Source organism: Aeromonas sp. R7-4 (genome assembly GCF_040908055.1).
Taxonomy (GTDB): Bacteria; Pseudomonadota; Gammaproteobacteria; order Enterobacterales; family Aeromonadaceae; genus Aeromonas; species Aeromonas sanarellii.
Genome location: NZ_JBFODA010000065.1, coordinates 63,133 through 86,640 on the forward strand (window position 1 = coordinate 63,133; position 23,508 = coordinate 86,640).

Annotated in this window: 22 protein-coding genes and 1 pseudogene; 11 read left to right on the plus strand and 12 right to left on the minus strand. The window is 65.0% G+C overall.

Annotated elements, in window-relative coordinates:
• Window positions 1–77 precede the first annotated feature (77 nt).
• Together AB5Y72_RS18500 and AB5Y72_RS18505 are read left to right on the plus strand one after the other, a co-directional pair.
• Window positions 78–251 (plus strand): annotated as a pseudogene (locus AB5Y72_RS18500) (PAS domain S-box protein); the annotation flags it as partial.
• A 103-nt stretch (window positions 252–354) separates the two neighbouring features.
• The gene (locus AB5Y72_RS18505; protein WP_368199429.1) at window positions 355–1,440 is read left to right on the plus strand and encodes a diguanylate cyclase; all 1,086 of its coding nucleotides are present in this window, start codon (window positions 355–357) and stop codon (window positions 1,438–1,440) included.
• A gap of 63 nt (window positions 1,441–1,503) precedes the next feature.
• On the opposite strand, the gene ppc is transcribed toward AB5Y72_RS18505, so the two are convergent.
• Together ppc and argE are read right to left on the minus strand one after the other, a co-directional pair.
• Window positions 1,504–4,137: a phosphoenolpyruvate carboxylase gene (gene ppc, locus AB5Y72_RS18510; RefSeq protein ID WP_209794032.1), complete on the minus strand. Its 2,634-nt coding sequence runs from the start codon at window positions 4,135–4,137 to the stop codon at window positions 1,504–1,506.
• A gap of 195 nt (window positions 4,138–4,332) precedes the next feature.
• Complete coding sequence (gene argE, locus AB5Y72_RS18515) at window positions 4,333–5,496, minus strand: acetylornithine deacetylase (protein WP_368199403.1); 1,164 nt, start codon at window positions 5,494–5,496, stop codon at window positions 4,333–4,335.
• A 261-nt stretch (window positions 5,497–5,757) separates the two neighbouring features.
• Here argE and argC point away from each other — a divergent pair, with 261 nt between their 5' ends.
• From argC to argH, 5 genes are all read left to right on the plus strand, one after another.
• Complete coding sequence (argC, locus tag AB5Y72_RS18520; RefSeq protein ID WP_368199405.1) at window positions 5,758–6,765, plus strand: N-acetyl-gamma-glutamyl-phosphate reductase; 1,008 nt, start codon at window positions 5,758–5,760, stop codon at window positions 6,763–6,765.
• Between the two features lie 23 nt (window positions 6,766–6,788).
• Window positions 6,789–7,568, plus strand: a complete 780-nt coding sequence (argB, locus tag AB5Y72_RS18525; RefSeq protein ID WP_042078482.1) for an acetylglutamate kinase — start codon at window positions 6,789–6,791, stop codon at window positions 7,566–7,568.
• Window positions 7,569–7,593: 25 nt separating this feature from the next.
• Window positions 7,594–8,511, plus strand: coding sequence for an ornithine carbamoyltransferase (locus AB5Y72_RS18530; RefSeq protein WP_368199407.1), 918 nt, complete (start codon window positions 7,594–7,596; stop codon window positions 8,509–8,511).
• Between the two features lie 55 nt (window positions 8,512–8,566).
• Entirely contained in the window at window positions 8,567–9,802 is a 1,236-nt protein-coding gene (locus AB5Y72_RS18535; protein WP_042864922.1) for an argininosuccinate synthase, read from the plus strand.
• A gap of 202 nt (window positions 9,803–10,004) precedes the next feature.
• Window positions 10,005–11,390, plus strand: a complete 1,386-nt coding sequence (gene argH / locus AB5Y72_RS18540) for an argininosuccinate lyase (protein ID WP_325782873.1) — start codon at window positions 10,005–10,007, stop codon at window positions 11,388–11,390.
• 105 nt (window positions 11,391–11,495) lie between these two features.
• On the opposite strand, the gene AB5Y72_RS18545 is transcribed toward argH, so the two are convergent.
• Window positions 11,496–12,389: a LysR substrate-binding domain-containing protein gene (locus tag AB5Y72_RS18545; protein ID WP_325782874.1), complete on the minus strand. Its 894-nt coding sequence runs from the start codon at window positions 12,387–12,389 to the stop codon at window positions 11,496–11,498.
• Between the two features lie 96 nt (window positions 12,390–12,485).
• On the opposite strand from AB5Y72_RS18545, the gene AB5Y72_RS18550 reads away from it, so the two are divergent.
• The 3 genes from AB5Y72_RS18550 (at window position 12,486) to AB5Y72_RS18560 (ending at window position 13,901) form a co-directional block, all read left to right on the plus strand.
• Window positions 12,486–12,611: a hypothetical protein gene (locus AB5Y72_RS18550; RefSeq protein ID WP_325782875.1), complete on the plus strand. Its 126-nt coding sequence runs from the start codon at window positions 12,486–12,488 to the stop codon at window positions 12,609–12,611.
• A gap of 5 nt (window positions 12,612–12,616) precedes the next feature.
• Entirely contained in the window at window positions 12,617–13,135 is a 519-nt protein-coding gene (locus tag AB5Y72_RS18555; RefSeq protein ID WP_368199410.1) for a DUF4865 family protein, read from the plus strand.
• Window positions 13,136–13,262: 127 nt separating this feature from the next.
• The gene (locus AB5Y72_RS18560) at window positions 13,263–13,901 is read left to right on the plus strand and encodes an FMN-binding negative transcriptional regulator (RefSeq protein WP_325782877.1); all 639 of its coding nucleotides are present in this window, start codon (window positions 13,263–13,265) and stop codon (window positions 13,899–13,901) included.
• Between the two features lie 58 nt (window positions 13,902–13,959).
• Here AB5Y72_RS18560 and AB5Y72_RS18565 read toward each other — a convergent pair whose 3' ends face one another.
• From AB5Y72_RS18565 to AB5Y72_RS18605, 9 genes are all read right to left on the minus strand, one after another.
• The gene (locus AB5Y72_RS18565; RefSeq protein WP_042078473.1) at window positions 13,960–14,172 is read right to left on the minus strand and encodes a hypothetical protein; all 213 of its coding nucleotides are present in this window, start codon (window positions 14,170–14,172) and stop codon (window positions 13,960–13,962) included.
• A gap of 96 nt (window positions 14,173–14,268) precedes the next feature.
• Window positions 14,269–14,610 (minus strand): DUF1294 domain-containing protein, encoded by a 342-nt coding sequence (locus AB5Y72_RS18570; protein ID WP_325782878.1) that lies wholly within the window; start codon window positions 14,608–14,610, stop codon window positions 14,269–14,271.
• Window positions 14,607–15,194, minus strand: a complete 588-nt coding sequence (locus AB5Y72_RS18575; protein ID WP_209794039.1) for a sugar O-acetyltransferase — start codon at window positions 15,192–15,194, stop codon at window positions 14,607–14,609. The genes AB5Y72_RS18570 and AB5Y72_RS18575 overlap by 4 nt, the downstream gene beginning before the upstream one ends.
• Before the next feature lie 86 nt (window positions 15,195–15,280).
• Window positions 15,281–16,543 carry an MgtC/SapB family protein gene (locus AB5Y72_RS18580; RefSeq protein ID WP_325782879.1) on the minus strand — a complete coding sequence of 421 codons (1,263 nt, stop codon included), beginning with the start codon at window positions 16,541–16,543 and terminating at the stop codon, window positions 15,281–15,283.
• 205 nt (window positions 16,544–16,748) lie between these two features.
• On the minus strand, window positions 16,749–17,585 hold the full coding sequence (locus AB5Y72_RS18585) for a transporter substrate-binding domain-containing protein (protein WP_325782880.1): 837 nt from the start codon (window positions 17,583–17,585) through the stop codon (window positions 16,749–16,751).
• Window positions 17,582–18,343 carry an amino acid ABC transporter ATP-binding protein gene (locus AB5Y72_RS18590; protein ID WP_219143507.1) on the minus strand — a complete coding sequence of 254 codons (762 nt, stop codon included), beginning with the start codon at window positions 18,341–18,343 and terminating at the stop codon, window positions 17,582–17,584. The genes AB5Y72_RS18585 and AB5Y72_RS18590 overlap by 4 nt, the downstream gene beginning before the upstream one ends.
• On the minus strand, window positions 18,340–19,002 hold the full coding sequence (locus AB5Y72_RS18595) for an amino acid ABC transporter permease (RefSeq protein WP_042078466.1): 663 nt from the start codon (window positions 19,000–19,002) through the stop codon (window positions 18,340–18,342). The genes AB5Y72_RS18590 and AB5Y72_RS18595 overlap by 4 nt, the downstream gene beginning before the upstream one ends.
• Before the next feature lie 71 nt (window positions 19,003–19,073).
• On the minus strand, window positions 19,074–19,739 hold the full coding sequence (locus AB5Y72_RS18600) for an amino acid ABC transporter permease (protein ID WP_219143509.1): 666 nt from the start codon (window positions 19,737–19,739) through the stop codon (window positions 19,074–19,076).
• Window positions 19,736–20,947, minus strand: coding sequence for a threonine synthase (locus AB5Y72_RS18605; RefSeq protein WP_325782881.1), 1,212 nt, complete (start codon window positions 20,945–20,947; stop codon window positions 19,736–19,738). The genes AB5Y72_RS18600 and AB5Y72_RS18605 overlap by 4 nt, the downstream gene beginning before the upstream one ends.
• 216 nt (window positions 20,948–21,163) lie before the next feature.
• On the opposite strand from AB5Y72_RS18605, the gene AB5Y72_RS18610 reads away from it, so the two are divergent.
• Window positions 21,164–23,311 (plus strand): prolyl oligopeptidase family serine peptidase, encoded by a 2,148-nt coding sequence (locus AB5Y72_RS18610; RefSeq protein WP_325782882.1) that lies wholly within the window; start codon window positions 21,164–21,166, stop codon window positions 23,309–23,311.
• The last annotated feature ends 197 nt before the right edge of the window (window positions 23,312–23,508 follow it).

Sequence of the window (23,508 nt, forward strand, 5' to 3'; positions counted from 1 at the left end):
ATCGTTATGAGGCCCTGGCCCGGCTGACCGCCCTCGACCGGGCCTACGGCATGGTCGAGTTCGATCTGGATGGCCGCATGGTGTCGGTCAATCCGCTGTTCTGCCGCATGTTCGGCTATGCCCCGGAGGCGTTGGTGGGCCAGTCCCATCTGCTGCTGTTGCCACCCGAACTGCACGCCGAGCACGGACGCTTCTGGCAGGGGGGTGCTGAAGGGCGAGATCCACTCGGGGGCGTTTCGCCGCGTCATGCAAAATGGCGACACCCTCTGGATCCACGCCACCTACATGCCCGTCACCGACGAGGCAGGGACCCTGCTCGGGGTGGTCAAGCTGGCCCACGACATCACGGCCGAGATGCTGGCCAAGCAACGGGTCGAACAGCAGAGCCAGCTGTTCGACATCGTCGTAGCCGCCCACCAGAGTTTTCTGCTGGACCGCAATCTGGGGTCGGCCTGCGACACCATCTTCGAGCGGCTGCTGAGCGTCAGCCAGAGTTCCTATGGCTTCATCGGCATCATGCAGTACGAGGAGGGGCGGCCCAGCCTCTACATCCCCTCCATCTCCAACGTCTCCTGGGACGAGGAGACCCACGCCTGGTACGAGCAGCAACGCCAGAACCGGGGCGGCCTCACCTTCAGCAAGCTGGACAACCTGTTCGGCCATGTGGTGACCCACAATACCCTGGTGTGCTGCAACGATCTGCCGAGCCATCCGGCGAGCCGCGGCGTCTCCCCCCGGGGCCACCCCCATCTGGACAGCTTCCTCGGCATTCCCATCCGCCACAAGGGAGAGGCCATCGGGATGATCGCCCTGGCCAACCGTCCCGGCGGCTTCGACGAGACCCAGGTCACCCTGCTCGAACCGCTCACCACTGCGCTGGGCACCCTGATCCACGCCCGCAATCTGGAGGACGAACGCAGCCGGATGGAGCGGGTGCTGCGCTTCAACGCCGAGCACGACTTTCTCACCAAGCTGCCCAACCGCAGCAGCTTCTTCCATCAGGCCAAGGTGCTGCTGGACCATATCCAGCAGCACCCTGCCGAGGGAGAAGCCTGCTGCCTGGCCCTGATCGACATCGATTTTTTCAAGCAGATCAACGACGAGCATGGCCACCTTGCCGGTGATGCCGTGCTCGAGGCGCTCGCCAGCCTGCTGATGCAGGCGGTGCGCAGCAAGGATCTGGTGGCCCGCTTCGGCGGGGAGGAGTTCATCATGCTGCTGCGGGGGACGACCCTGGAGGAGGCCCATGCCATCATGGAACGCATCCGGCAACTGGTCGAGCAGCACAGCTTCGCCTATCAGCGCCAGGCGATCGCCGTCACCATCAGCGTGGGCCTGACCCCCTACCAGATGAGCTATCGCCGCATGGATGACTGGCTGCAGTGCGTGGATCAGCGCCTCTACGAGGCCAAGCGCTGGGGACGCAACCGGGTTGCCTAGGAGGCCTGGGCACTGGAAACAAGAAGGGCGCCAATATGGCGCCCTTTCGCTTGAGGGGGTGGATCAACCCGTGTTGCGCATGCCGGCGGCGATGCCGGCGATGGTGACCATCAACGCCTGATCCAGCTCGGGGTGCAGGGTCTCCGGGTGGTTGCGCGAGCGGCCAAGCAGCTCGACCTGCAGCACGTTGAGCGGGTCCGTGTAGGGGTTGCGCAGCTTGATGGACTCCTTGATCCAGGGCTGATCGTCCAGCAGGTCGCCCTGCGGGCGCAGTTTCAGCACCACCTGGATGGAGTCGGCAAGCTCCTGGCGCAGCTGTCTGCCCAGTGCCCACAGATTCTCCGGCACCAGGCGGGTGTCATAGTACTCCGCCAGCCAGAGATCGGCCTTGAGGAACACCATCTCCAGCATCTCGAGGCGGGTGCGGAAGAAGGGCCACTGGCGGCTCATCTCGTCCAGCACGGCCTTCTGGCCGTCGTCGATGGCCTGCTGCAGCCCCTTGTGGGCGCCGAGCCAGGCCGGCAGCATCAGCCGGTTCTGGGTCCAGGCGAAGATCCAGGGGATGGCGCGCAGGCTCTCGACGCCGCCGTTGGGCTTGCGCTTGGCAGGGCGCGAACCGAGCGGCAGCTTGCCGAGCTCCATCTCCGGGGTGGCGGCGCGGAAGTAGGGCACGAAGTCCGGGTGACCGCGCACTATGCTGCGGTAATGATCGCAGGAGACGGTGGCCAGCTGCTCCATCACGGCGCGCCAGCTCTCCTTGGGCCTCGGCGGTGGCAGCAGGTTACCCTCCAGCACGGCGCTGGTGTAGAGGTTGAGGCTCTGGAAGGCTACCTTGGGCAGGCCGAACTTGAAGCGGATCATCTCCCCTTGCTCGGTGACCCGCAGGCCGCCGCGCAGGGATCCCGGCGGTTGGGAGAGGATCGCCTGATGGGCGGGGGCGCCGCCGCGACCCACGGTGCCGCCACGGCCATGGAACAGGGTGAGGCGGATGTTGTTGGCCTCGGCCAGGGCCACCAGGGATTCCATGGCGGCATACTGGGCCCAGCCGGCGGCCATCATGCCCGCGTCCTTGGCGGAGTCGGAGTAGCCGATCATCACATACTGACGGCCCTGGATGTAACCGCGATACCAGTCTACCGACAGCAGGCGCTCCATCACGGCGGTGCCCGCCATCAGGTCTTCCTGGGTCTCGAACAGCGGGGCCACCGGCATGCGGAACTTGCAGCCAGCCTCTTTGAGCAGCAGTTGCACCGCCAGCACGTCGGACGGCGCGCCGGCCATGGAGATGATGTAGATGCCGAACGCATCGGGGTCGTGACCGGCGATCACCCGGCAGGTGTCTATGGTCTCGCGGGTCTCGTCGCTCGGCTCCCAGTCGGTCGGGATGAGGGGGCGGCGGGAGTTCAGCTCGCGCAGCAGGAAGGCCTGCTTGTCCTCCTCGCTCCACTCGGCGTAGTCGCCCATGCCGAGGTAGCGGGTCAGCTCGGAGAAGACCTGGCCGTGGCGCTCGCCATCCTGGCGGATGTCCAGCTTGACCAGGTGGATGCCGAAGCAGGCCAGCTTGCGCAGCACGTCCAGCAGCATGCCGTCGGCGATGTTGCCCATGCCGCAGGCGTGCAGGGAGTGGTAGCAGAGCTCCAGGGGTTCGCGCAGCTGGGCGGTGCTCTTGACCAGATCCCGGCTCTCGCTCGCCTGGCCCTGCACCTTGGCGGTCAGGAACTCCTGGGTCTCGCGCAGCTGCTCGCGCAGCTCGCGCACCAGGGCGCGGTAGGGTTCGGGGTTGTCGCCGACCCGGGCACGCACGGCCTCGGTGCAGTCGGCCATGGAGAGCTCGGAGGTGAGCTCCTTGATGTCCTTGTAGAACAGGCTCACCGCCATCCAGCGGCCCAGCTCCAGCACCTCGGCGGTCACCTTGGCGGTGACGAAGGGGTTACCGTCGCGATCGCCGCCCATCCAGGAGGTGAACTTGACCGGCGCGGCATCCAGCGGCAGCCGCACACCCAGGTGGTGTTGCAGGCGCTCGTCCAGATTGCGCATGAATTCGGGAATGGCCGGCCACAGGCTGTTCTCCACCACGGCGAAGCCCCACTTGGCCTCGTCCACCGGGGTCGGGCGCTGTTCGCGGATCTCGTTGGTGTGCCAGGCCTGGTTGACCAGCTGCTCGATGCGATTGAGGATCTTGTCCCGCTCGCGGGGCAGCAGATCGGAGAGTTCCAGCGCCTCCAGGCAGTCGTTGAGCTGCACGTGCTTGTGGATCAGGGTGCGACGGGTCACCTCGGTGGGGTGGGCGGTCAGCACCAGATCGATGTCCAGCTCGCGCACGGCCTGGATGATGGCCTCCTGGGACAGGTTGGAGGCTTTCAGCTTGTCGAACATCTGCTCCAGCGGATCCGGGGTGCAGACCTGCTCTTCGCAGCGGCGGGAGATGGTGTGGAACTGCTCCGCCACGTTGGCAAGGTTGAGGAACTGGCTGAAGGCACGGGCCACGGGCAACAGCTCGTCATCGGAGAGGGTGCGCAGGGTCTCGAGCAGGCGCTCTCTGTCCGCCTCGTTCCCCTTGCGGGAGGACTTGGCCAGTTGACGAATGGTCTCGATCTTGTCGAGGAAGGCCTGCCCCTGATGATCCTTGATGGACTTGCCCAGCAGTTGGCCCAGCATGCCTACGTTGGCCCGTAGTGCGGCGTACTTTTCGTTCATTCCACATCCTTATTTTGTTGGTGCCTCCTGACCTTCCGGGATGGGAGGCGACCTCACTTATTGTTGTGCGATTACAACATATGCTCCGTCATCTTAGGGGGACAATCTACCCAGATTGTCTGCGCAAGGTCAAATAACAAGCCGATTCAGAAGATGTATTTCCCTCACCTGTCCCGTCCCGGCATGTCATGTAACTTACTTACATTCTCCCGGCTGGATGCAGAAGCGCCGGATCAGATGCTGCAGCACCGCCGTGGTCGGTTTGACGAACGACAGATCCAGGTATTCGTCGGGCTGGTGGGCCTGGGCGATGTGGCCGGGGCCCATGACGATGGTCTCGCAACCAAGCTGCTGGATAAAGGGGGCCTCGGTGCAATAGTTCACGGACTCGGCGGCCCGGCCGCTCACCCGCTCGGCCTCGCGCACCAGATCCGAGTCGTCCGCGCAGGCGTAGGCCGGGATGGGCTCGTGCAGGTGCTGCAGGTGCAGGCAGCCCGGCTGGTGGATCTCGATGGGGGAGAGCGCCTCTTTGAGCATGCCCATCAGCTCGTCCGGCCCCACCTGCGGGGTGGGCCTCATGTCGATGTGCAGCTCGCAGCAGCCGCAGATGCGGTTCGGGCTATCGCCCCCCTGGATGTAGCCCAGGTTCAGGGTCGGCTGGGGCACGGCGAAGCGGTGATCCGCGTACTTCTCCTTCAGATCCTGCTGCAGTTTGAGCACCTGCCCCATGGCCTTGTGCATGATCTCCATGGCGTTGACGCCGTTGGCGGGATCCGAACTGTGGCCGCTTCGCCCCGTGATGCGAATAGCCTCGGACATGTGCCCCTTGTGGGCCACCACGGGCACCAGCCCGGTGGGCTCCCCGATCACCGCGTAGTCGGGCTTGAGCTCGGCGGCCGCGGCTATGGCGCGGGCCCCCGCCATGGTGGTCTCCTCGTCGGCGGTCGCCAGGATGCGCAGCGGCTTGTTGAGGGTAGTGAGATCGATCTCCTTCAGCGCCTCCACGATAAAGGCGAAGAAGCCCTTCATGTCGATGGTGCCGAGCCCATACAGGCGGTTGCCCTCCTCGGTCACCTTGAAGGGATCCTTGTTCCAGGCCCCCTCGTCGAACGGCACCGTATCCGTGTGGCCCGCCAGCAGCAGTCCCCCCTCGCCCTGGCCATGGGTCGCCACCAGGTTGAACTTGCCCGGCAGATCCGGCAGCGCCGTCACCTCGCAGTGAAAGCCCAGCTGGCCGAACCAGTCGGCCAGCAGCCGGATCACCGCCTCGTTGCTCTGATCCCAGCGGGGATCCGTGCTGCTGATAGAGGGAATCGCAATAATATTCTTATAAAGTGAAAAAAAATCCAGATTGGCCATCAGCTCCTCCTTGCGTCCCCGGGTTCTTTCTGTTAGAAAATACAAATGCAAAGTGAGTGCATGAATATTCTATTCGAGTGCTCAGCGACATGGCCTCTAGTTGTAAGGGAAAGTTAATGTTCTGTCACCTGATCTGTAACCGACGACGCATATCCGCCTGAATTGCCCCTCCGCACTCGTTGCATCAAAGGGGCGATAGCCGACCCCTTGCACCGCAGCAGCAGGCTGCGAATTTCGAACCCAGACTTGGAATACTCAAACATGCTCAATACCGTTATCGTCGGTGCCAGTGGCTACGCGGGGGCCGAACTGGCCGCACTGGTCCAGAACCATCCACAGCTCAAGCTGTTCGGCCTCTATGTGTCGGCGGGCAGCCAGGACGCCCACAAGCGCTTCTCTTCCCTGCATCCCCAGTGGGTTGGCGAGCTGGATCAGCCGCTGCTGCCCCTGGACGACGACGGCATGACCCGGATCCTGACCCAGGCCGACCTGGTGCTGCTGGCCACCGCCCACGAGGTGAGTGCCGAGCTCGCGCCCAAGTTCCTGGCCAAGGGGCTGCCGGTGTTCGATCTCTCCGGTGCCTTCCGGGTCAAGGATCAGGGGTTCTACGCCTCCTTCTACGGCTTTACCCACGACAGCGAGCAGTGGCTGGATCAGGCCGTCTACGGTCTGGCTGAGTGGAATGCCGAGGCCATCAAGGCGGCCCAGCTTATCGCCGTGCCCGGCTGCTACCCGACCGCCTCCCTGTGCGCCCTCAAGCCGCTGCAGCAGGCCGGTCTGATTGCCAAAGAGTGGCAGCCCATCATCAACGCCGTCTCCGGTGTCTCCGGGGCCGGTCGCAAGGCGGCCATCAACACCAGCTTCTGCGAGGTGAGCCTGAGCCCCTACGGCACCTTCAATCACAGACACCAGCCGGAGATCAGCCATCACCTCGGCAAGGGGGTGCTGTTCCAGCCCCACCTCGGCAACTATGTGCGCGGCATCCTGGCCACCATCTATGTGCAACTGGCGGACGGCGTGACTCAGACCCAGGTAGACCAGGCCTATCTCAAGGCCTATGAAGGCAAACCCCTGGTACGCCTCACCGGCCAGATGCCCTCCATCCGCGGCGTGGCAAACACCCCTTACTGCGACCTCGCCTGGCAGCAGCAGGGCAACATGCTGGTGGTGGTCTCCGCCATCGACAACCTGCTCAAGGGCGCAGCCTCCCAGGCGATGCAGTGCATAAATATCAAGTTTGGTTTTGAACCGGCCACCGGCCTGATTTAACGCTTTAAGGAAGGATCGAGAAGATGGACAAGCAGACGCTGGTAATCAAGTTGGGTGGTGCCCTGATCGAGAACGACGAGGCCCTGACCGCCCTGTTCGCCACCCTCAAAAGCTTCCTAGACGATCAGCACAGACCCCTGGTGCTGGTGCACGGTGGTGGCTGCCTGGTGGATGACCTGCTCAAGGGCCTGGGGATGACCTCCACCAAGAAGAACGGCCTGCGGGTGACCCCGTTCGAGCAGATCCCCGTGATCGCCGGGGCCCTGGCCGGGACCGCGAACAAGATGATGATGGCCAAGGCCATCTCCACCGGCATTCCGGCGGTGGGGCTCTGCCTCGCCGACGGCGGTCTGTGCCAGGTGACCCAGCTCGATCCGGATCTCGGTGCGGTCGGTGACTGCAAACCGGGCAACCCGGCGCTGGTGGCCGCCATCCTGGGCCAGGGCCTGCTGCCTGTGGTGAGCTCCATCGGCATCACCGCCGAAGGTCAGCTGATGAACGTCAACGCGGATCAGGCGGCCACGGCGATTGCCGAGGCCCTCGGCGCCGATCTGGTGATGCTCTCCGATGTGAGCGGCATCCTGGACGGCAAGGGCAAGCTGGTGCCCCAGCTCGACAAGCAGACCGCGCTGGATCTGATGGAGAAGGGCGTGATCAGCGATGGCATGGCGGTCAAGGTGAAGGCCGCCCTGCACGCCGCCGAGACCCTGGGCAAGCCGGTCTGTGTCGCCAGCTGGCGCTACCCGGATCAGCTGCTCAAGCTGCTGGCGGGCGGTGCGGTCGGCACCCAGGTCACGATCTGATTTTCACCGGGAAAAGGACAATCCGATGCAACATCTTCTGAAAGACAGCGATTTAAGCAAGGCCCAGATCGAGGCGCTGATCGCGCTCGGCAAGGCGGTCAAGGCGGATCCGAAGAAATACAGCCAGGCCCTGGCCGGCAAGAGCGTGGTCACCCTGTTCGAGAAACCCTCCCTGCGCACCCGGGTCACCTTCGACATCGGGATCAATCGGCTCGGCGGCCACAGCGTCTACCTGGACCAGCAGAACGGCGCCCTGGGCAAGCGGGAGTCGGTGAAGGATTTCGCCGCCAACCTGTCCCGCTGGTGCGACGCCATCGTCGCCCGGGTGTTCGATCACCAGACCCTGGTCGAGCTGGCCGAGTTCGGCTCGGTGCCTGTGGTGAACAGCCTGTGCAATCTCTACCACCCCTGCCAGGGGCTGGCGGACTTTATGACCATCGCCGAGCATTACAGCGATTTATCGAAGGTGAAACTCGCCTACCTCGGTGATGGCAACAACGTCAGCCACTCCCTGCTGCTGCTGGGGGCGACCCTCGGCACAGACGTGACCCTGATCTGCCCCAAGGGCCACGGCCCGGACACCCAGATCTTCCTGCAAGCCCAGGCGCTGGCGGCCCAGTCCGGCGCGCACATCAACATCAGCGATGACGTGGGTGCCATCGAAGGCTTTGACGTGGTTTATACCGACACCTGGGTTTCCATGGGTGACAACACACCAATGGAGCAGGTAAAAGATATCTTCATGCCTTATCAGATCAACCAGGCCCTGCTCGATCGCACCGGCATCCAGCACGTGCTGCACTGCCAGCCGGCGCACCGGGAGCTGGAGATCACCTCGGAGGTCATGGACGGCCCAGCCTCCCTCATCATGGATGAGGCAGAAAACCGGATGCATATCCAGAACGCCGTGCTGCTGACCCTGTTCGGACAGGGCCAGAAGTAATCCGGCAACCGACCCGGAATCACACTTTTTATCGAATCATCATGGAGAGAAGTAAATGAGCGGAATCAACAAGATCGTACTGGCTTACTCGGGCGGACTGGATACCTCGGCCATCATTCCCTGGCTGAAGGAGCACTATGACGCCGAGATCATCGCCTTCGTCGCCGACGTGGGCCAGGAGCGTGACGATCTGGAAGGGATCGAGCAGAAGGCCATCGCCTCCGGCGCGGTCAAGTGCATCGTCAAGGATCTGCGGGAAGAGTTCGTCAAGGAGTACGTCTACCCGACCCTGAAGACCGGCGCCGTCTATGAAGGCACCTACCTGCTGGGTACCTCCATGGCCCGTCCGGTGATCGCCAAGGCCATGGTCGAGGCCGCCCTGGCTGAAGGGGCCGATGCCATCTCCCACGGTTGCACCGGCAAGGGCAACGACCAGGTGCGGTTCGAAGGTGCGGTGGCCGCCCTGGCTCCCCAACTGAAAGTGATCGCCCCCTGGCGGTTGTGGGACATGCGTTCCCGGGAAGATCTGCTGGCCTATCTGGAAGCCCGCAACATCCCCTGCAAGGCGACCCTGAAGAAGATCTACAGCCGTGACGCCAACGCCTGGCACATCTCCACCGAGGGTGGCGAGCTGGAGAGCACCTGGAACGAGCCGTCCGAAGCCGTCTGGCAGTGGACCGTCTCCGCCGAGCAGGCACCGAACGAGCCGGAATACGTCAAGCTGACCGTGGCCAAGGGCGAAGTGGTCGCCGTGGATGACCAGCCCCTGACCCCGCACCAGATCCTGACCACCCTGAACGAGCGTGCCGGCAAGCACGGCGTGGGCCGGGTCGACATCACCGAGAACCGCATGGTGGGCATGAAGTCCCGCGGCTGCTACGAGACCCCGGGTGGTACCGTCATGGTCGCCGCACTGCGCGCCGTGGAAGAGCTGGTACTGGACAGACCGACCCGCGCCTGGCGGGAGAAGCTGGGTGCCGAGTTCTCCCACCTGGTGTATGACGGTCGCTGGTTCACCCCGCTGTGCAAGGCCATCGTCGCCTCCGCCAACGCCATCGCCGAGGACCTGGACGGCGAGGTGATCCTGAAGATGTACAAGGGTCAGGTCACCGCGGTGCAGAAGAAGTCGCCGAACAGCCTCTACTCCGAAGACTTCGCCACCTTCGGCGCCGACGAGGTGTACGACCAGAGCCACGCCGAAGGCTTTATCCGTCTCTACACCCTGGCGAGCCGGATCCGCGCCATGAAGGAGCAGCACCAGGCCATCGGTGGCGACCATACCCACGGTTGAGTCGTCGCAGTGACCCGTTGATTCGAGGGGGCATGGCCCCCTCTTTTACAGGCAGAGAGGCCCTTTGCCATCATCATCGGGTGTGACAAGAGCGGCTGCGCCCTGGCCGCTTCTGTGAGATAACAGGCTCGCAGGAAAACAAGGCAAGATTTCAAGCTCGACGGCGCAAGACGCCGCCGGCAACGCATTCAAGGAGAGCAGTATGGCACTTTGGGGTGGACGCTTCAGTCAGGGAGCCGATAGCCGGTTCAAGCAGTTCAACGATTCCCTGCGGTTCGATTACCGCTTGGCGGAGCAGGATATCCAGGGCTCCATGGCCTGGGCTCGCGCCCTGGTCAAGGTCGGCGTGCTGACCGCCGATGAGCAAGGAAAACTGCAACAGGCGATGGAGGTGCTGCTCGCCTCGGTGCAGCAGGATCCCGAGCAGATCCTGAGCTCGGATGCCGAAGACATCCACTCCTGGGTCGAGGGCAAGCTGATCGACGCCGTCGGCACCCTGGGCAAGAAGCTGCACACGGGCCGCTCGCGCAACGATCAGGTCGCCACCGACCTCAAACTCTGGTGCAAGGCCCAGGGCGAGCTGCTGCTCGGCGCCATCACCGCTCTGCAACAGGGGCTGGTCGCCTCCGCCCGTACCAACCAGGCCGCGGTGCTGCCGGGCTACACCCACCTGCAGCGGGCCCAGCCGGTCACCTACGCCCACTGGGCCCTGGCCTATGTGGAGATGCTGGAGCGGGATCACTCCCGTCTGCAGGATGCCCTCAAGCGCCTCGACACCAGCCCGCTCGGCTGCGGCGCCCTGGCGGGCACCGCCTACGCCATCGACCGCGAAGCGCTGGCGCTCGACATGGGCTTCAGTGGCGCCACCCGCAACAGCCTGGATTCGGTCTCAGATCGGGATCACGTGGTGGAGCTGATGCACGTGGCGTCGCTGTCCATGGCGCACCTGTCCCGCTTTGCCGAGGACCTCATCTTCTACAACACCGGCGAGGCGGGCTTTGTCGAGCTGTCCGACGCCGTCACCTCCGGCTCGTCGCTGATGCCCCAGAAGAAGAACCCGGACGCGCTCGAGCTCATTCGCGGCAAGACAGGCCGGGTGGTGGGCGCCCAGATGGGCATGCTGATGAGCCTCAAGGCGCTGCCCCTGGCCTACAACAAGGACATGCAGGAAGACAAGGAAGGGCTGTTCGATGCTTTGGATACCTGGCACGATTGCCTCGACATGGCGGCCCTGGTGCTGATCGATCTGAAGGTCAATGGCGAGCGCACCAAGTCGGCGGCCCAGGGCGGCTACGCCAACGCCACCGAGCTGGCGGACTACCTGGTGGCCAAGGGCATCCCGTTCCGCGAGGCGCACCATATCGTCGGCGAGACCGTGGTCTACGCGATCGGGGTGAAGAAGCCCCTGGAGGAGCTCTCCCTCCCCGAGTTCCAGCGCTTCAGCCCCGTGGTGGGGGAGGATGTCTACCCGAACCTGGAGCTGGAGGCGACCCTGGCCAAGCGGGTCGCCAAGGGCGGCGTCGCCAGGGAACAGATCGAGTCGGCTCTCACCACCGCCGAACAGTGGCTGGCCAAGCGGGCGGGTTGATCCGCACGACGCGCCAGCGCCATCACAAGAAAAACGGCAACCCCAGGGTTGCCGTTTTTTTATGCGCACTCCTCACTGGAGTGGTCCACTCTGGCCAGTAGATGTTCAGCCCCTGTGCCCGGCGCTGGCCTGATGCACGACGTCCGTGAGCAGGCGTTGCAACTGGCGCCGGGCCTCGTCGGTTTCATGGCTGGCAGCGAGCAGCACGACCCCCAAGGTGCCCGGTGAGGGCAGCACGCCGCCCAGGGGGGCAAGTCTGGCCGGCATGCCGATGGCGGAACGCACCGTGATCCCGAGCCCGGCCTGCACGGCGGCCCAGATACCGCCGAGGCTCTGGCTGGTGAAGGCGATCCGCCAGGGGATCCCGGCTTCGTCGAGAGCCCGGATGGCCCGTGCCCGCATCAGGCAGGGGGCATCGAAGAGCACCAGGGGCAGGGGCTCCCCGCGTGCCAGCAGCGGGTTGATCTCCCCGTCCGGGTGAGCCATCCATTGCAACTGTACTATGTCGATGAGGTGGGCATCCACCCCGTCCTCTTGCGGTTGCCAGGCCAGAGCCATGTCGAGGGTGCCTTCCCTGATCCCCTGCACCAGGGCCCCGTTGCGATCGATGCGGGTCGTCATACGCAGGGTCGGGTGCTGGCGACAGAGGGGCCCCAGCACGGCGGGGAGCAAAGATTCGCCGAAGTCCTCCTGCACCCCCAGCCTGATCTCCCCTTGCAGCAGCTCCCCTTTCAGGGCGCGCACTGCTTCGTCATTGAGCTCCAGCAGCCGCTTGGCGTAGCCCAGCAGGCGCTCACCGCTGGCCGTCGGCACCAGATGGCGTCCCTGCTTCATGACCAGCCCGGTACCGCACTGCTGTTCGAGTTTCTTCAACTGGGCGCTGACCGCCGAGGTGGAGCGGCACAGCCGCTGCGCCGCCAGAGCAAAGCTGCCGCACTCCAGTCCCAGCACGTAGCTGCGCAGGGCATCGAGATCCAGGCAGGGGGGAAGGGGTGACATTATGGTCCTTATAATCGGGATCATGGGTCTTGAATATTTCGATTTTTTAAATTGTAGCAGTGGGCGAGAGTGGCTGCATCCACCAAGGAGGTTGCCATGACACCCGATATTCCTGATCGCGCCGCCCTGGAGCAGCTTGCCCCCCGACTCTCCGAGCGCCTTGATGCCGAGGCGTGGAGCTTCGGACGGGGTCTGATGTTCCGGCAGGGGGTGATCTTATGATCGCCATGCACTACAGATTCACCCTGCCGGCGGACTACGACATGGCGCAGATCGAGCAGCGGATCGCCAGCAATGGCGCCAGGCTCGACGGCTTTCCCGGTCTGCTGTTCAAGGCCTATCTCTACAGCCGCCAGGACGATGCGGCCCTGCCGGGGCAGGAGAACCGCTATGCCCCCTTCTATGTGTGGCAGAGTGTCGAGGCGATGCACCGTTTCCTGGTGAGCGAGGGATTCGCGGCGCTCACCCGGCATTTCGGCTGGCCCCATATCGAGACCTGGCATCTGCTGTCAGCCCCGCAGATGGAGGTGCTCGAGCGGGCCAGGGTGGTCATCTTGCGGCGCACCCCCATAGCGGCCCATCACCCCCTGGCGGCGTTGTCCACCAAGAGCATGCTGAGCGGATGGGACGTCTCCCGCTGGCAATGGCTGGAGGTGGATTTCTTGGCGTCGCTCCCACAAGTGATGCCGGCAGGGGCCGATGCCTATCACATCGGCTATCTGGCCAGGGGCATCCCTTCATCCTGAGCAAGCGACGACGACCAGGGCTTTCTTCGGTGGTGCTCGGCAGGCAAACTCGAGACTATGCTTCCCCGTCACGGGAGCATACCGACGGGATTAGTACGGACACTCCACCAAGAACCAAGGACCTCTTATGTATCTGCCACCCCATTTCGCCGTCACCGAGCCCGCTGCGCTGCATCAGCTGATCCGGGCCCACCCTCTGGGGGCCCTGGTCACCCATGGTGAGCTGGGGCTCGACGCCAACCATCTGCCGTTCGAGCTGGATGCCGGGGAGGGGGGACAAGGGGTTCTGCGGGCCCATGTTGCCCGCAACAATCCGCTCTGGCAGGAGGTGAAAGACGGCGACGAGGTGCTGGTGATCTTCCGGGCCGCCGAGGGCTATATCTCCCCCAACTGGTATCCGGGCAAGCAGGCGCATCACCAGCAGGTGCCGACCTGGAACTATGCCGTGGTGCACGCCCATGGCCGCATTCGGGTACTGGACGATGTCCGCTTCGTGCGACGCCTGCTCGCCACCCTGACCCGCACCCAGGAGGCCGCCGAGCCCAGGCCCTGGAAGATGGCGGACGCGCCGCGCGACTATCTGGAGGCCATGGTGGCGGCCGTGGTGGGCATCGAAATCGAGATCGACCGCCTGGTGGGCAAGTTCAAGCTGAGCCAGAACAAGGAGGCGGCGGATCGGCAGGGGGCCATCGCTGCCCTGTTGCAGCGCGGGCAGGAGGCGCTGGGGGAGGCGATGCAGAGTCCGCCCCCGCCGGCGTCGTGCTGATCCCGGCACCGGAAACGAAAGACGGCAACATCGGTTGCCGTCTTTGTCGGGACTGGCCTCACAGTTCCCGGAAGGGCCGACGCTTCTCCTCCTCCAGCATGATGGCCTCGAGGTTGGCGACCCGCTCCTGCAGCTCCTTGATGATCATGTCCTGCTTGCCGAGACGGTCGGTAATGCGGGCGTCCCCCATCTGGTAGCGGGCACGCTTGCCGAGATAGCCGAAGAATACGCTGATAAAGACGATCAGGACTATGCCTGTCCACATGGTCATGAGTGACTCCTTGCCTATGCCTGAACGGGAGAGATCACCTCCCGGCCTTCCGTTGTCTCATACCCGCCCATGGGCGGCAATGCCCGCCTTGGTGGTTCAGAACCCCTGCCAGAGCGGCCAGCCGAGCCAGATCCCGAGCAGCAATAATTGCCCCCAGACGATGGCCCAGAACCGCAGGCGATAGCTCCCCTTCTGGGTCTTGTGGCGCAGCCACTGGCGGGCCACCAGGGCGCCGGGCCAGCCGCCGAGCAGCTCCAGCAGATGGAGGCGGGCCTCGGGTACGCGCCAGCCGCCGCGGATGGCCTGGCGCTTGTCCCAGGCGTAGGCGACCAGGGTCAGCAGGCTCATCAGCAGGATCAGGGCGAGCGGCCACCAGTTCGCGTCCCGCACCCCGAGCCAGCCGGCCCAGCCCAGGGGCAGCAGGGCCAGCACCATCATGACAGCAGCGCCGGATCCCGGGGCTCGCCCGGGCTTAAGGTGCGGATCACGCGAGCCGGATTGCCGACGGCGACCGAATCGGCAGGGATGTCCCGGGTCACCACGGCGCCGGCCCCTATGATGGTGCGCGGCCCTATGGTGACGCCGGGGCAGATGATGGCGCCGCCACCGATCCAGCAGTCATCGCCGATGCGTACCGGCTTGTTGTAGGCGGTCCAGTTGCGCCGCTCCTGGAAATCCATGCTGTGGGTGGCGGTGTAGATCTGCACGTTGGGGGCCAGCAGCACGTGGCTGCCGATGTGCACCTCGCCCACGTCGAGTATGGTGACGTTGAAGTTGAAGAAGGTCTTCTCGCCGATGTGGATGTTGCGACCGAATTCGCAGGTGAAGGGGGTGCTGATCCAGCAGGAGTCGGGGCAGTGGCCAAACAGCTCGCCGCAGATCTGCTGGCGCAGGGGTTGATCCCCTGCCGGGGAGGCGTTGAGTCGTGCCAGCAGCGCCTGACCGCGGATCCTGTCGTTCGCTATCTCCTCGGTCTGGGTGAGGGGGCCGCCCGCCAGAATCCCGTCCCAATCGCTCGCCATGGTCATCTCCTCGTGCTGCAAGAGGGGGCAGTATACGTGACAAGGGGGAGGGGAGTCAGTCTGTCACCCCGGGGAGGTGATCCCCGTCATCCTGCCGGCCAGACCAGGGGCAGGATCAGCAGGACGGAGAGCAGGTAGGGCAGCATGACCCTGAGCCCCAGGCGGCGGCCGCCGATCACCAGCGCCAGCAGTCCCTTCACCAGGGAGTTGACCAGGCCGGCGAGCAGTATGCCCCGGGCGGCCACCTCCAGGGCCAGTTCCTTGTGGGAGAGCTGGGAGAGGGAGAGGGTGATGGCGTCCACATCCGTGATGCCTGAGACCAGCGCCAGCAGATAGACCCCGGAGTCACCCACCTTGCTCTGCAGCAGGGTGGCCATGAAGCCGATGAGGGCCAGCAGCAGGCCGAACTTGATGGCGGTGGCAAGATCCAGCGGGTTGCTGGTCCTGGGCTGCACCGGGTTGTCGGTCATCTCCTCCCGCTGGCGCCAGAACCAGAAGGCGAAGCCGTAGACGATGGCCGCCAGCAGCAGCAGGGGGGCGGCCAGGCGCATCGCCAGCTCGCCGTGAATGAGCAGCACCAGCACCAGCAGCCGCAGCCACATGGTGGCCCCCGCCAGCAGGATGCCGGTGGCCAGCAGTCGCTCCAGACCTCCCTGCTCCCTGTTGAGGCGGGCAAATTGCAGGGTGAGGGCGGTGGAGGAGGCGAGCCCCGCCAGCATGCTGGTGAGCACCAGCCCGGCACGGGTGCCGAGCAGGCGCACCGCGAAGTGACCACAGAACGAGATCCCCGCGATGATCACCACCATCAGCCAGATCTTGAAGGGGTTGAAGGCATCGAGGGGGCCCATCTCCGCATCGGGCAGCACGGGCAGCAGCACCAGGGAGATGAGCAGGAAACGCAGGGTGGCGTGGAATTCCGTCTCGCTCAAAAACAGCATGCCCTGCTGGATCTTGCCCTTGAGCCCCATCAGCAGCGCCGCCAGCACGGCGCAGGCCACCGCCTCGCTCGGGCTCTGCAGCACCGACATCAGCCCCAGCAAATAGGTGAGCACCATGGCCACCGAGCTGGTGAGACCGAACTCCCCTTGCCAGCGCTGGGCCAGCCAGACCGAGAGGCCGCAGCCGATCACCACCGCCAGCAGGCCGAGCAGGGCCAGCCAGGGCCCCAGGGTCGGCAGCAGCAGGGCGCAGACCCCGCCGAGCAGGCCGATGAGGCCATAGGTCCGCATCCCGGCGATGCGCTGGTTGTCACCCAGCTGGCGTACCTGCCAGCCCCGCTCCAGTCCGATGATGAGCCCGATGGCCAGGGACACCAGGGCGCCGTAGACGGGCTCGGCCTCTATCCACATGGGGTTCTCCTCTCGTTGCCGTGTCTGTGAGGATGGCACAGACAGCCCCCGGGCAGGGGGAGCTGGCTCACAGAGCCGGCGACCCGTCTGGCAAACAAAAAAAGGCGCCACCCGGAGGGGACGCCTGAAAGGTCAAACCTTGCGGTTTGCGGACCAACGGAACCAAAGATCACACACTTCACACTCAGCACTTCCCTCGGCAGGCTCAGCCCTGCCACTTGCCTCCTTCCACTATCACGTCGTTGGGATCGGTATCGGCGCTCAGTTTGTCGCGCACATACTGGTCGTAGAGTTTCAGCAGGTACTTCTCTTCCCCCAGCTTGGTGAGACGGTCGTTGACCCAGTAACGCAGCTCGATATTGCCCTTCTTCACCGCCGGCGCTATGGGGTCTTCCGAGCCCAGCTTCTCGGGCAGCACCCGATAGCCCGGGTTCTCCTTGGCCCAGCTGAAGAGCACCAGGTTGTCCTGGGCGTAGGCGTCGCCACGGCCCTGGGCCAGCGCCTGCAGGGATTCGGAATTCTTCTCGAACTTGAGCACCTTCCAGTCCGGGTGGTTGCGGGTCAGCCAGATGTCCGCCGTGGTGCCGGTGGTCACGATCAGGGTCTTGCTGGCCAGATCGTCGAGCTTCTTGGCCGGACTCCCTTGTGGCACCAGCACCTGCACCGCGACCTTGAGGTTGGGGTTGGTGAAGTCCACCACCTCACGCCGCTCCGGGGTCACCGTCATGTTGGCGAGGATGAGGTCCACCTTGTCGCTCTGCAGGAAGGGGATGCGGCTGGCGGGCTCCACCGCCACGAACTCGACCTTGTTTTCGTCCCCCAGCAGATCCTTGGCGAAGCGGCGACCGAGATCGGTGTCGAAACCCACGTAGTTGCCCTTCTCGTCCACATAGCCGAAGGGGGGCTTGTCGGTGAAGACGCCGACGATGAGCTTGTCGCGTTCCTTGATCTTGGCAAGGGAACCGTCCGCCGCCTGGGCGCCGCCGCTGGCGAGGCCGAGGCCGATCAGGGCGCTAAACAGAACCGAGGTGATTTTTTTCATGCTGACTCCTTTCGTTTGATGACATTTGTATAAGAAAACTTGGCGAGGAACTGGCGTGCGCGCTGGCTGCGCGGGTTCTCGAAAAATTGATGAGGGGCGGCCTGTTCCAGGATGTGGCCGCCGTCCATGAAGACGATGCGATCCGCCACCGCCCGGGCGAACGCCAGCTCGTGGGTGACGATGAGCAGGGTCATGCCGCTGCCGGCGAGATCCCGGATCACCTCCAGCACCTCCTGCACCATCTCGGGGTCCAGCGCAGCGGTCACCTCGTCGAACAGCATCACCTGGGGGTTCATGCACAGGGCCCGCACTATGGCGATGCGCTGCTGCTGGCCGCCGGAGAGCTGACGCGGATAGTCGTGGCGCCGCTCCCACAGGCCAACCCGGGTCAGCAGCTCTTCCGCCTGCAGCAGGGCCTCGGCCCGCTCCCGCTTCTGTACTTGCAGAGGGCCGAGCAGCACGTTCTCCAGCACCGTCAGGTTGGGGAAGAGGTGATAGCTCTGGAACACCATGCCGATCCGCTGGCGCAGCCGCCGCCAGTCGGTGGCACCATCCAGCAGCACGCCATCGAAGCGGATCTCGCCCCCCTGAATGGGTTCGAGCCCGTTGAGGGTGCGCAGCAAGGTGCTCTTGCCGCAGCCGCTCGGCCCCAGGATGACGATCACTTCCCCGGCGTTCACCGTGAGGCTGACCCCGTCCAGTACCCGGTTTTGGCCGAATTGTTTGCTGACAGCATTGAGCTCAAGCAGAGGTGTCATACCGCATTACCCCATTGTTGCTCCAGCCGGCGCGAGACGAGCGAGAGCGGATAGCAGACCAGAAAAAAGAACAGGAACAGCAGACCGTAGATAAGCAGCGAGCCATAGGTGCGCTCGATGATCTGCTGGCCCACCTTGATCACCTCCACCACCCCGATCAGCACCGCCAGCGAGCTGGTCTTGATGATGCGGGTATGGATGTTGATGGTGGGCGGCGTCAGCCGTTGTAGCGCCTGGGGCAGCAACACGTGGCGATAGAGCTGCCAGCGGGAGAGCCCGAGCGCCAGACCGGCCTCCTGCTGACCGCGGGCGAGCGACTTGAGGCCGCCGCGCACCACTTCGCCCACCTCGCTGGCGCCCCACAGGGCCAGCACCAGCACGGCGCACCAGAAGGCCGGGATATCCAGGCCGAAGAAGATCGGCAGCCCGAAGAAGAAGAGGTAGAGCCAGACCAGCACGGGCACTACCCGAAACAGCTCCAGATAGACTCGCAACACTCCCCGAGTCAGCCTTCCCCCCTGCTGGGCCAGCACGCCGTAACCGACCCCGCCCAGGGTGGCGAACAGGATGGCGAGCAGCGAGATGGCGAGGGTCTGGCCCGCGCCCACCGCCAGCAGCGGCAGCGCCTGCGTCAGCTGCTCAGTGACCGGACTGACCATATCGATCCCTCCTTTTCTCTGCATCGGTGTCGGATGGTGGCAGCAGGACGATCGATGCCTGCATCAGCGATTCAGTGACCGAACTGACCATATTGCAGCCTCCTTTCAACGACGCGCAGGGCAAGGGACAGCGGCAGGAAGATCAGCACGCACATCAAGGTCAGCACCGCCAGCATCTCGTAGGTCTTGTAGTAGAGGGCGATGTAGTTCTTGGTGGTGTAGAGCAGCTCGGGCACCGCCACCGCCGAGGCCACGGTGGTCTCCTTGAGCAGAAAGATGAAGTTGGCAAAGAGCGCCGGCAGGCTGGCGAGCCAGGCCTGGGGCAGTTGAACGTGGCGCAGCAATTGCCAGCGGGAGAGGCCGATGGCCTGACCTGCCTCCAGCTGGCTGGGGGGCACCGCCTGCACCCCGGCCCGCAGCGCCTCGGTCAGGTAGCCACCGCCGAGGAAGGTCATGGCGATCACCGCCGTGGCAAATCCGGAGAGCGAGATGCCGAGCGCCGGCAGCCCGAAGTAGAGGAAGAACAGCTGGATCAAGAGCGGCGTGTTGCGGGCCAGCTCCACATAGGCGCGGATCACCCGGTTCAGCCAGGGCCGGCGCAGGCCGAGCAGCGCCACATTGAGCAGGGCCACGGCGAGGGCGGTGAGGATCACGATGGCGCCGAGCTGCAGGGTGACCCAGACCGATTGGCCGAAGGCCGGCAGGGTAGTGAGGACAAAGGACCAGTCGAAGCTCATGCCGGGATCCTCCCGTCGCGGCGCAGCCGTTGGGGCAGCACTGTGATGGCGTCCGGGTACTTGATGCCGGCGCCTGTGTTGAGCACCACCACCCGCTCGCCCCCCTGGATCCAGCCGCTCTCCCGCAACTGGCGGGCGGCGGCGAAGGCGGCCGCCCCTTCCGGGCAGACGAAGCAGCCTTCGCGCGCGGCGAGCTGGCGAATTTCTGCCTGGATGGCCCTATCATCCACTGCTATGGCGCAGCCCTCGGTGCGATAGAGGGCGTCCAGCACCAGAAAGTCCCCCAGCGCCTTGGGCACGTTGATGCCAAATGCCAGGGTCTGGGAGTCGGGCCAGAAGCGCGATTCGCGCTCCCCCTGCTGCCAGGCCTGGACGATGGGGGCGCAGCCGCTCGCCTGCACCGCCACCAGTCGCGGCAGCGGCCCCTTGACCCAGCCCAGCTCCTGCAACTCCCGCAGCGCCTTGTAGATGCCGATGAGCCCGACCCCGCCGCCGGTGGGGTAGAGGATGACGTCTGGCAGGGTCCAGCCGAGCTGCTCGGCGATCTCCAGCCCCATGGTCTTCTTGCCCTCGATGCGATAGGGCTCCTTGAGGGTGGAGGCATCGAACAGTCCCTGCTCGGCCACCGCCTCGGCCACCTGGCGGCCGGCGTCGCTGATGAGGCCGTCCACCAGATAGAGGCGGGAGCCGGCCAGCGAGGTCTCCAGCCTGGTGATGGCGGGGGCTGCCTGGGGCATGACTATGGTGCTGCGCAGCCCGGCGCGGGCGCCGTACAGCGCCCATGCCGCCCCGGCGTTGCCGTTGGTGGGCATGGCGAAGTGGGTGACGCCGAGTTCCCGGGCGCGGGAGACGCCGACCGCGGCGCCCCGGGCCTTGAAGGAGCCGGTGGGGATGACGCTCTCATCCTTCATCCAGAGATCCGGAATGCCGATCTGCTTGCCGAGGCGCGGCAGCGGCAACAGGGGGGTGAAGCCTTCCCCCAGGGTGACCACCTGGGCGGGGTCGCGCACCGGCAGCAGCTCGTGGTAGCGCCACAGGCTGGCGGGACGACCCAGCAGGGCGGCCGGGTGCCAGGCCTGCTTCAGGGCCTCGAGGTCGTAGCTGGCCAGCAAGGGGGCACCGACCGGGCTCAGCTGTTGGGGCTGATCGGCATCCACCATCTCGCCGGTCTTGCTGCAACGCAGATGTGATAGGTAGCTGTACGGCATGCTTTATCCTGAATGGCTCACGTTGGCTGGTGTCTTATTCCATCCTGTGACCCAGGGGCCGGATAACAAACAAAATAAAGCGGCAAACTTAAGCGAAAAAGTTCATATGGCTCCCCTTTGTCGGCGGGCCACCCTCTGCCACCGGTCGGGGGGTTGGGCCATCCGGCGCTCTTTGTTACCCTGCCCGTTTCACTCAAACCGCAGGGAGCCGCCTCGATGCGAGCCTTTGTCAGCCTGCTGGCCCTGTCACTGCTGTGTGCGTGCAGCGGCCAGCCAACCAGAGAGGATGCCATGTCAGGGAAAGCGCGCCTTCACTACCCCGTCACCCGCCAGGGGGATCAGGTGGATCACTACTTCGGCCAGGCCGTGGCCGACCCCTATCGCTGGCTGGAGGATGACCGCAGCCCCGAGACCGAGGCCTGGGTCAAGGCCCAGAACCGGGTGACTCAGGGTTATCTGGCGCAGATCCCGTATCGGGCCGCCATCAAGGAGCAATTGGCCTCGTCCTGGAACTACGCCAAGGAGGGGGCGCCGTTTCGCGAGGGGCGCTACCACTACTTCTTCAAGAACGACGGCCTGCAGAACCAGAACGTGCTGTGGCGCCAGCAGGAGGGCAAGCCGGCCGAGGTGTTCCTCGATCCCAATACCCTCAGCCCCGACGGCACCACGGCGCTGGACCAGCTGAGCTTCTCCCGGGACGGCCGCATCCTGGCCTACTCCTTATCGCTGGCGGGCAGCGACTGGCGCGAGATCCACCTGATGGACGTAGAGAGCAAACAGCCGCTGGAGGCGCCCCTCAAGGACGTGAAGTTCAGCGGCATCAGCTGGCTCGGCAACGAGGGCTTCTTCTACTCGAGCTACGACAAGCCAGATGGCAGCGAGCTGTCGGCCAGGACGGATCAGCACAAGGTCTATTTCCACCGGCTCGGCACGGCGCAGCAGGAGGACCGGCTGGTGTTTGGCGCCATCCCGGCCCAGCACCACCGCTACGTGGGGGCGACCGTCACCGAGGATGACCGCTTCCTGCTCATCTCGGCGGCGAACTCCACCTCGGGCAACCGCCTCTATGTGAAGGATCTGAGCCAGGAGAACGCGCCGCTGCTGACGGTGCAGGGAGATCTGGGCGCGGACGTGAGCCTGGTGGACAACAAGGGCGGCACCCTTTACCTGCTGACCAACCGGGACGCCCCCAACCGCCGGCTGGTGACGGTGGATGCCGCCAACCCGGGGCCGGCCCGCTGGCGGGATCTCATCCCCGAGCGTCAGCAGGTGCTGACGGTGCACAGCGGCAGCGGCTATCTGTTCGCCGAGTACATGGTGGATGCCACCGCCCGGGTCGAGCAGTTCGACTATGAAGGCAAGCGGGTGCGCGAGGTGGCGCTGCCCGGCCTTGGCAGCGTCAGCGGCTTCAACGGCAAGCACGATGATCCCGCCCTCTACTTCGGCTTCGAGCACTATGCCCAGCCGCCCACGCTCTACCGGTTCGAGCCAAAGAGCGGCGCCATCAGTCTCTATCGCGCCTCGGCGGCGCCGTTCAAGCCGGAGGATTACGTCTGTGAGCAGCGCTTCTACCAGAGCAAGGACGGCACCCGGGTGCCGCTCATCATCAGCTACCGCAAGGGGCTGAAACTCGATGGCAGCAACCCGACCATCCTCTACGGCTATGGCGGCTTCGACGTGAGCCTGACTCCGAGCTTCAGCGTGTCGGTGGCCAACTGGCTGGATCTGGGGGGCGTCTATGCGGTGGCCAACCTGCGCGGGGGCGGCGAGTACGGCCAGGCCTGGCACCTGGCGGGCACCCAGCAGAACAAGCAGAACGTGTTCGACGATTTCATCGCGGCGGCCGAGTACCTCAAGGCCGAGGGCTACACCCGCACCGATCGGCTGGCGATCCGCGGTGGCTCCAACGGCGGTCTGCTGGTGGGGGCCGTGATGACCCAGCGGCCGGATCTGATGCGGGTCGCCCTGCCGGCGGTGGGGGTGCTCGACATGCTGCGCTACCACAGCTTCACCGCCGGGGCGGGCTGGGCCTATGACTACGGTACCAGTGCCGACAGCGAGGCGATGTTCGACTACCTGAAGGGCTACTCGCCCCTGCACAACGTCCGGCCCGGGGTCAGCTACCCCTCGACCCTGGTGACCACGGCGGATCACGACGATCGGGTGGTGCCGGCCCACTCCTTCAAGTTCGCCGCCACCCTGCAGGCCGACGATGCCGGCCCCCATCCCCAGCTCATCCGCATCGAGACCAATGCCGGGCACGGGGCGGGGACGCCGGTGGCAAAACTGATCGAGCAGAGCGCGGACATCTATGCCTTCACCCTGTACGAGATGGGCTATCAGCAGTTGCCGCGTCAGCCTTGATCCGGGCGAGAGGGGCGCCAGCCATCCACTATCATCAGGGCCCTGCGGGGCCCTTTTTATTGCCGCGCGTTGGAAGAGCTGCGCTGGCTGCACTAGCTGCGACCATCCCTGTCTCGCCAGCAACCTGTTTTGACAGACGGGCCCCATCTGTTATCCCCCCGGTGGTATAGTCAGCCACAAGATCCGCATTCAAGGAG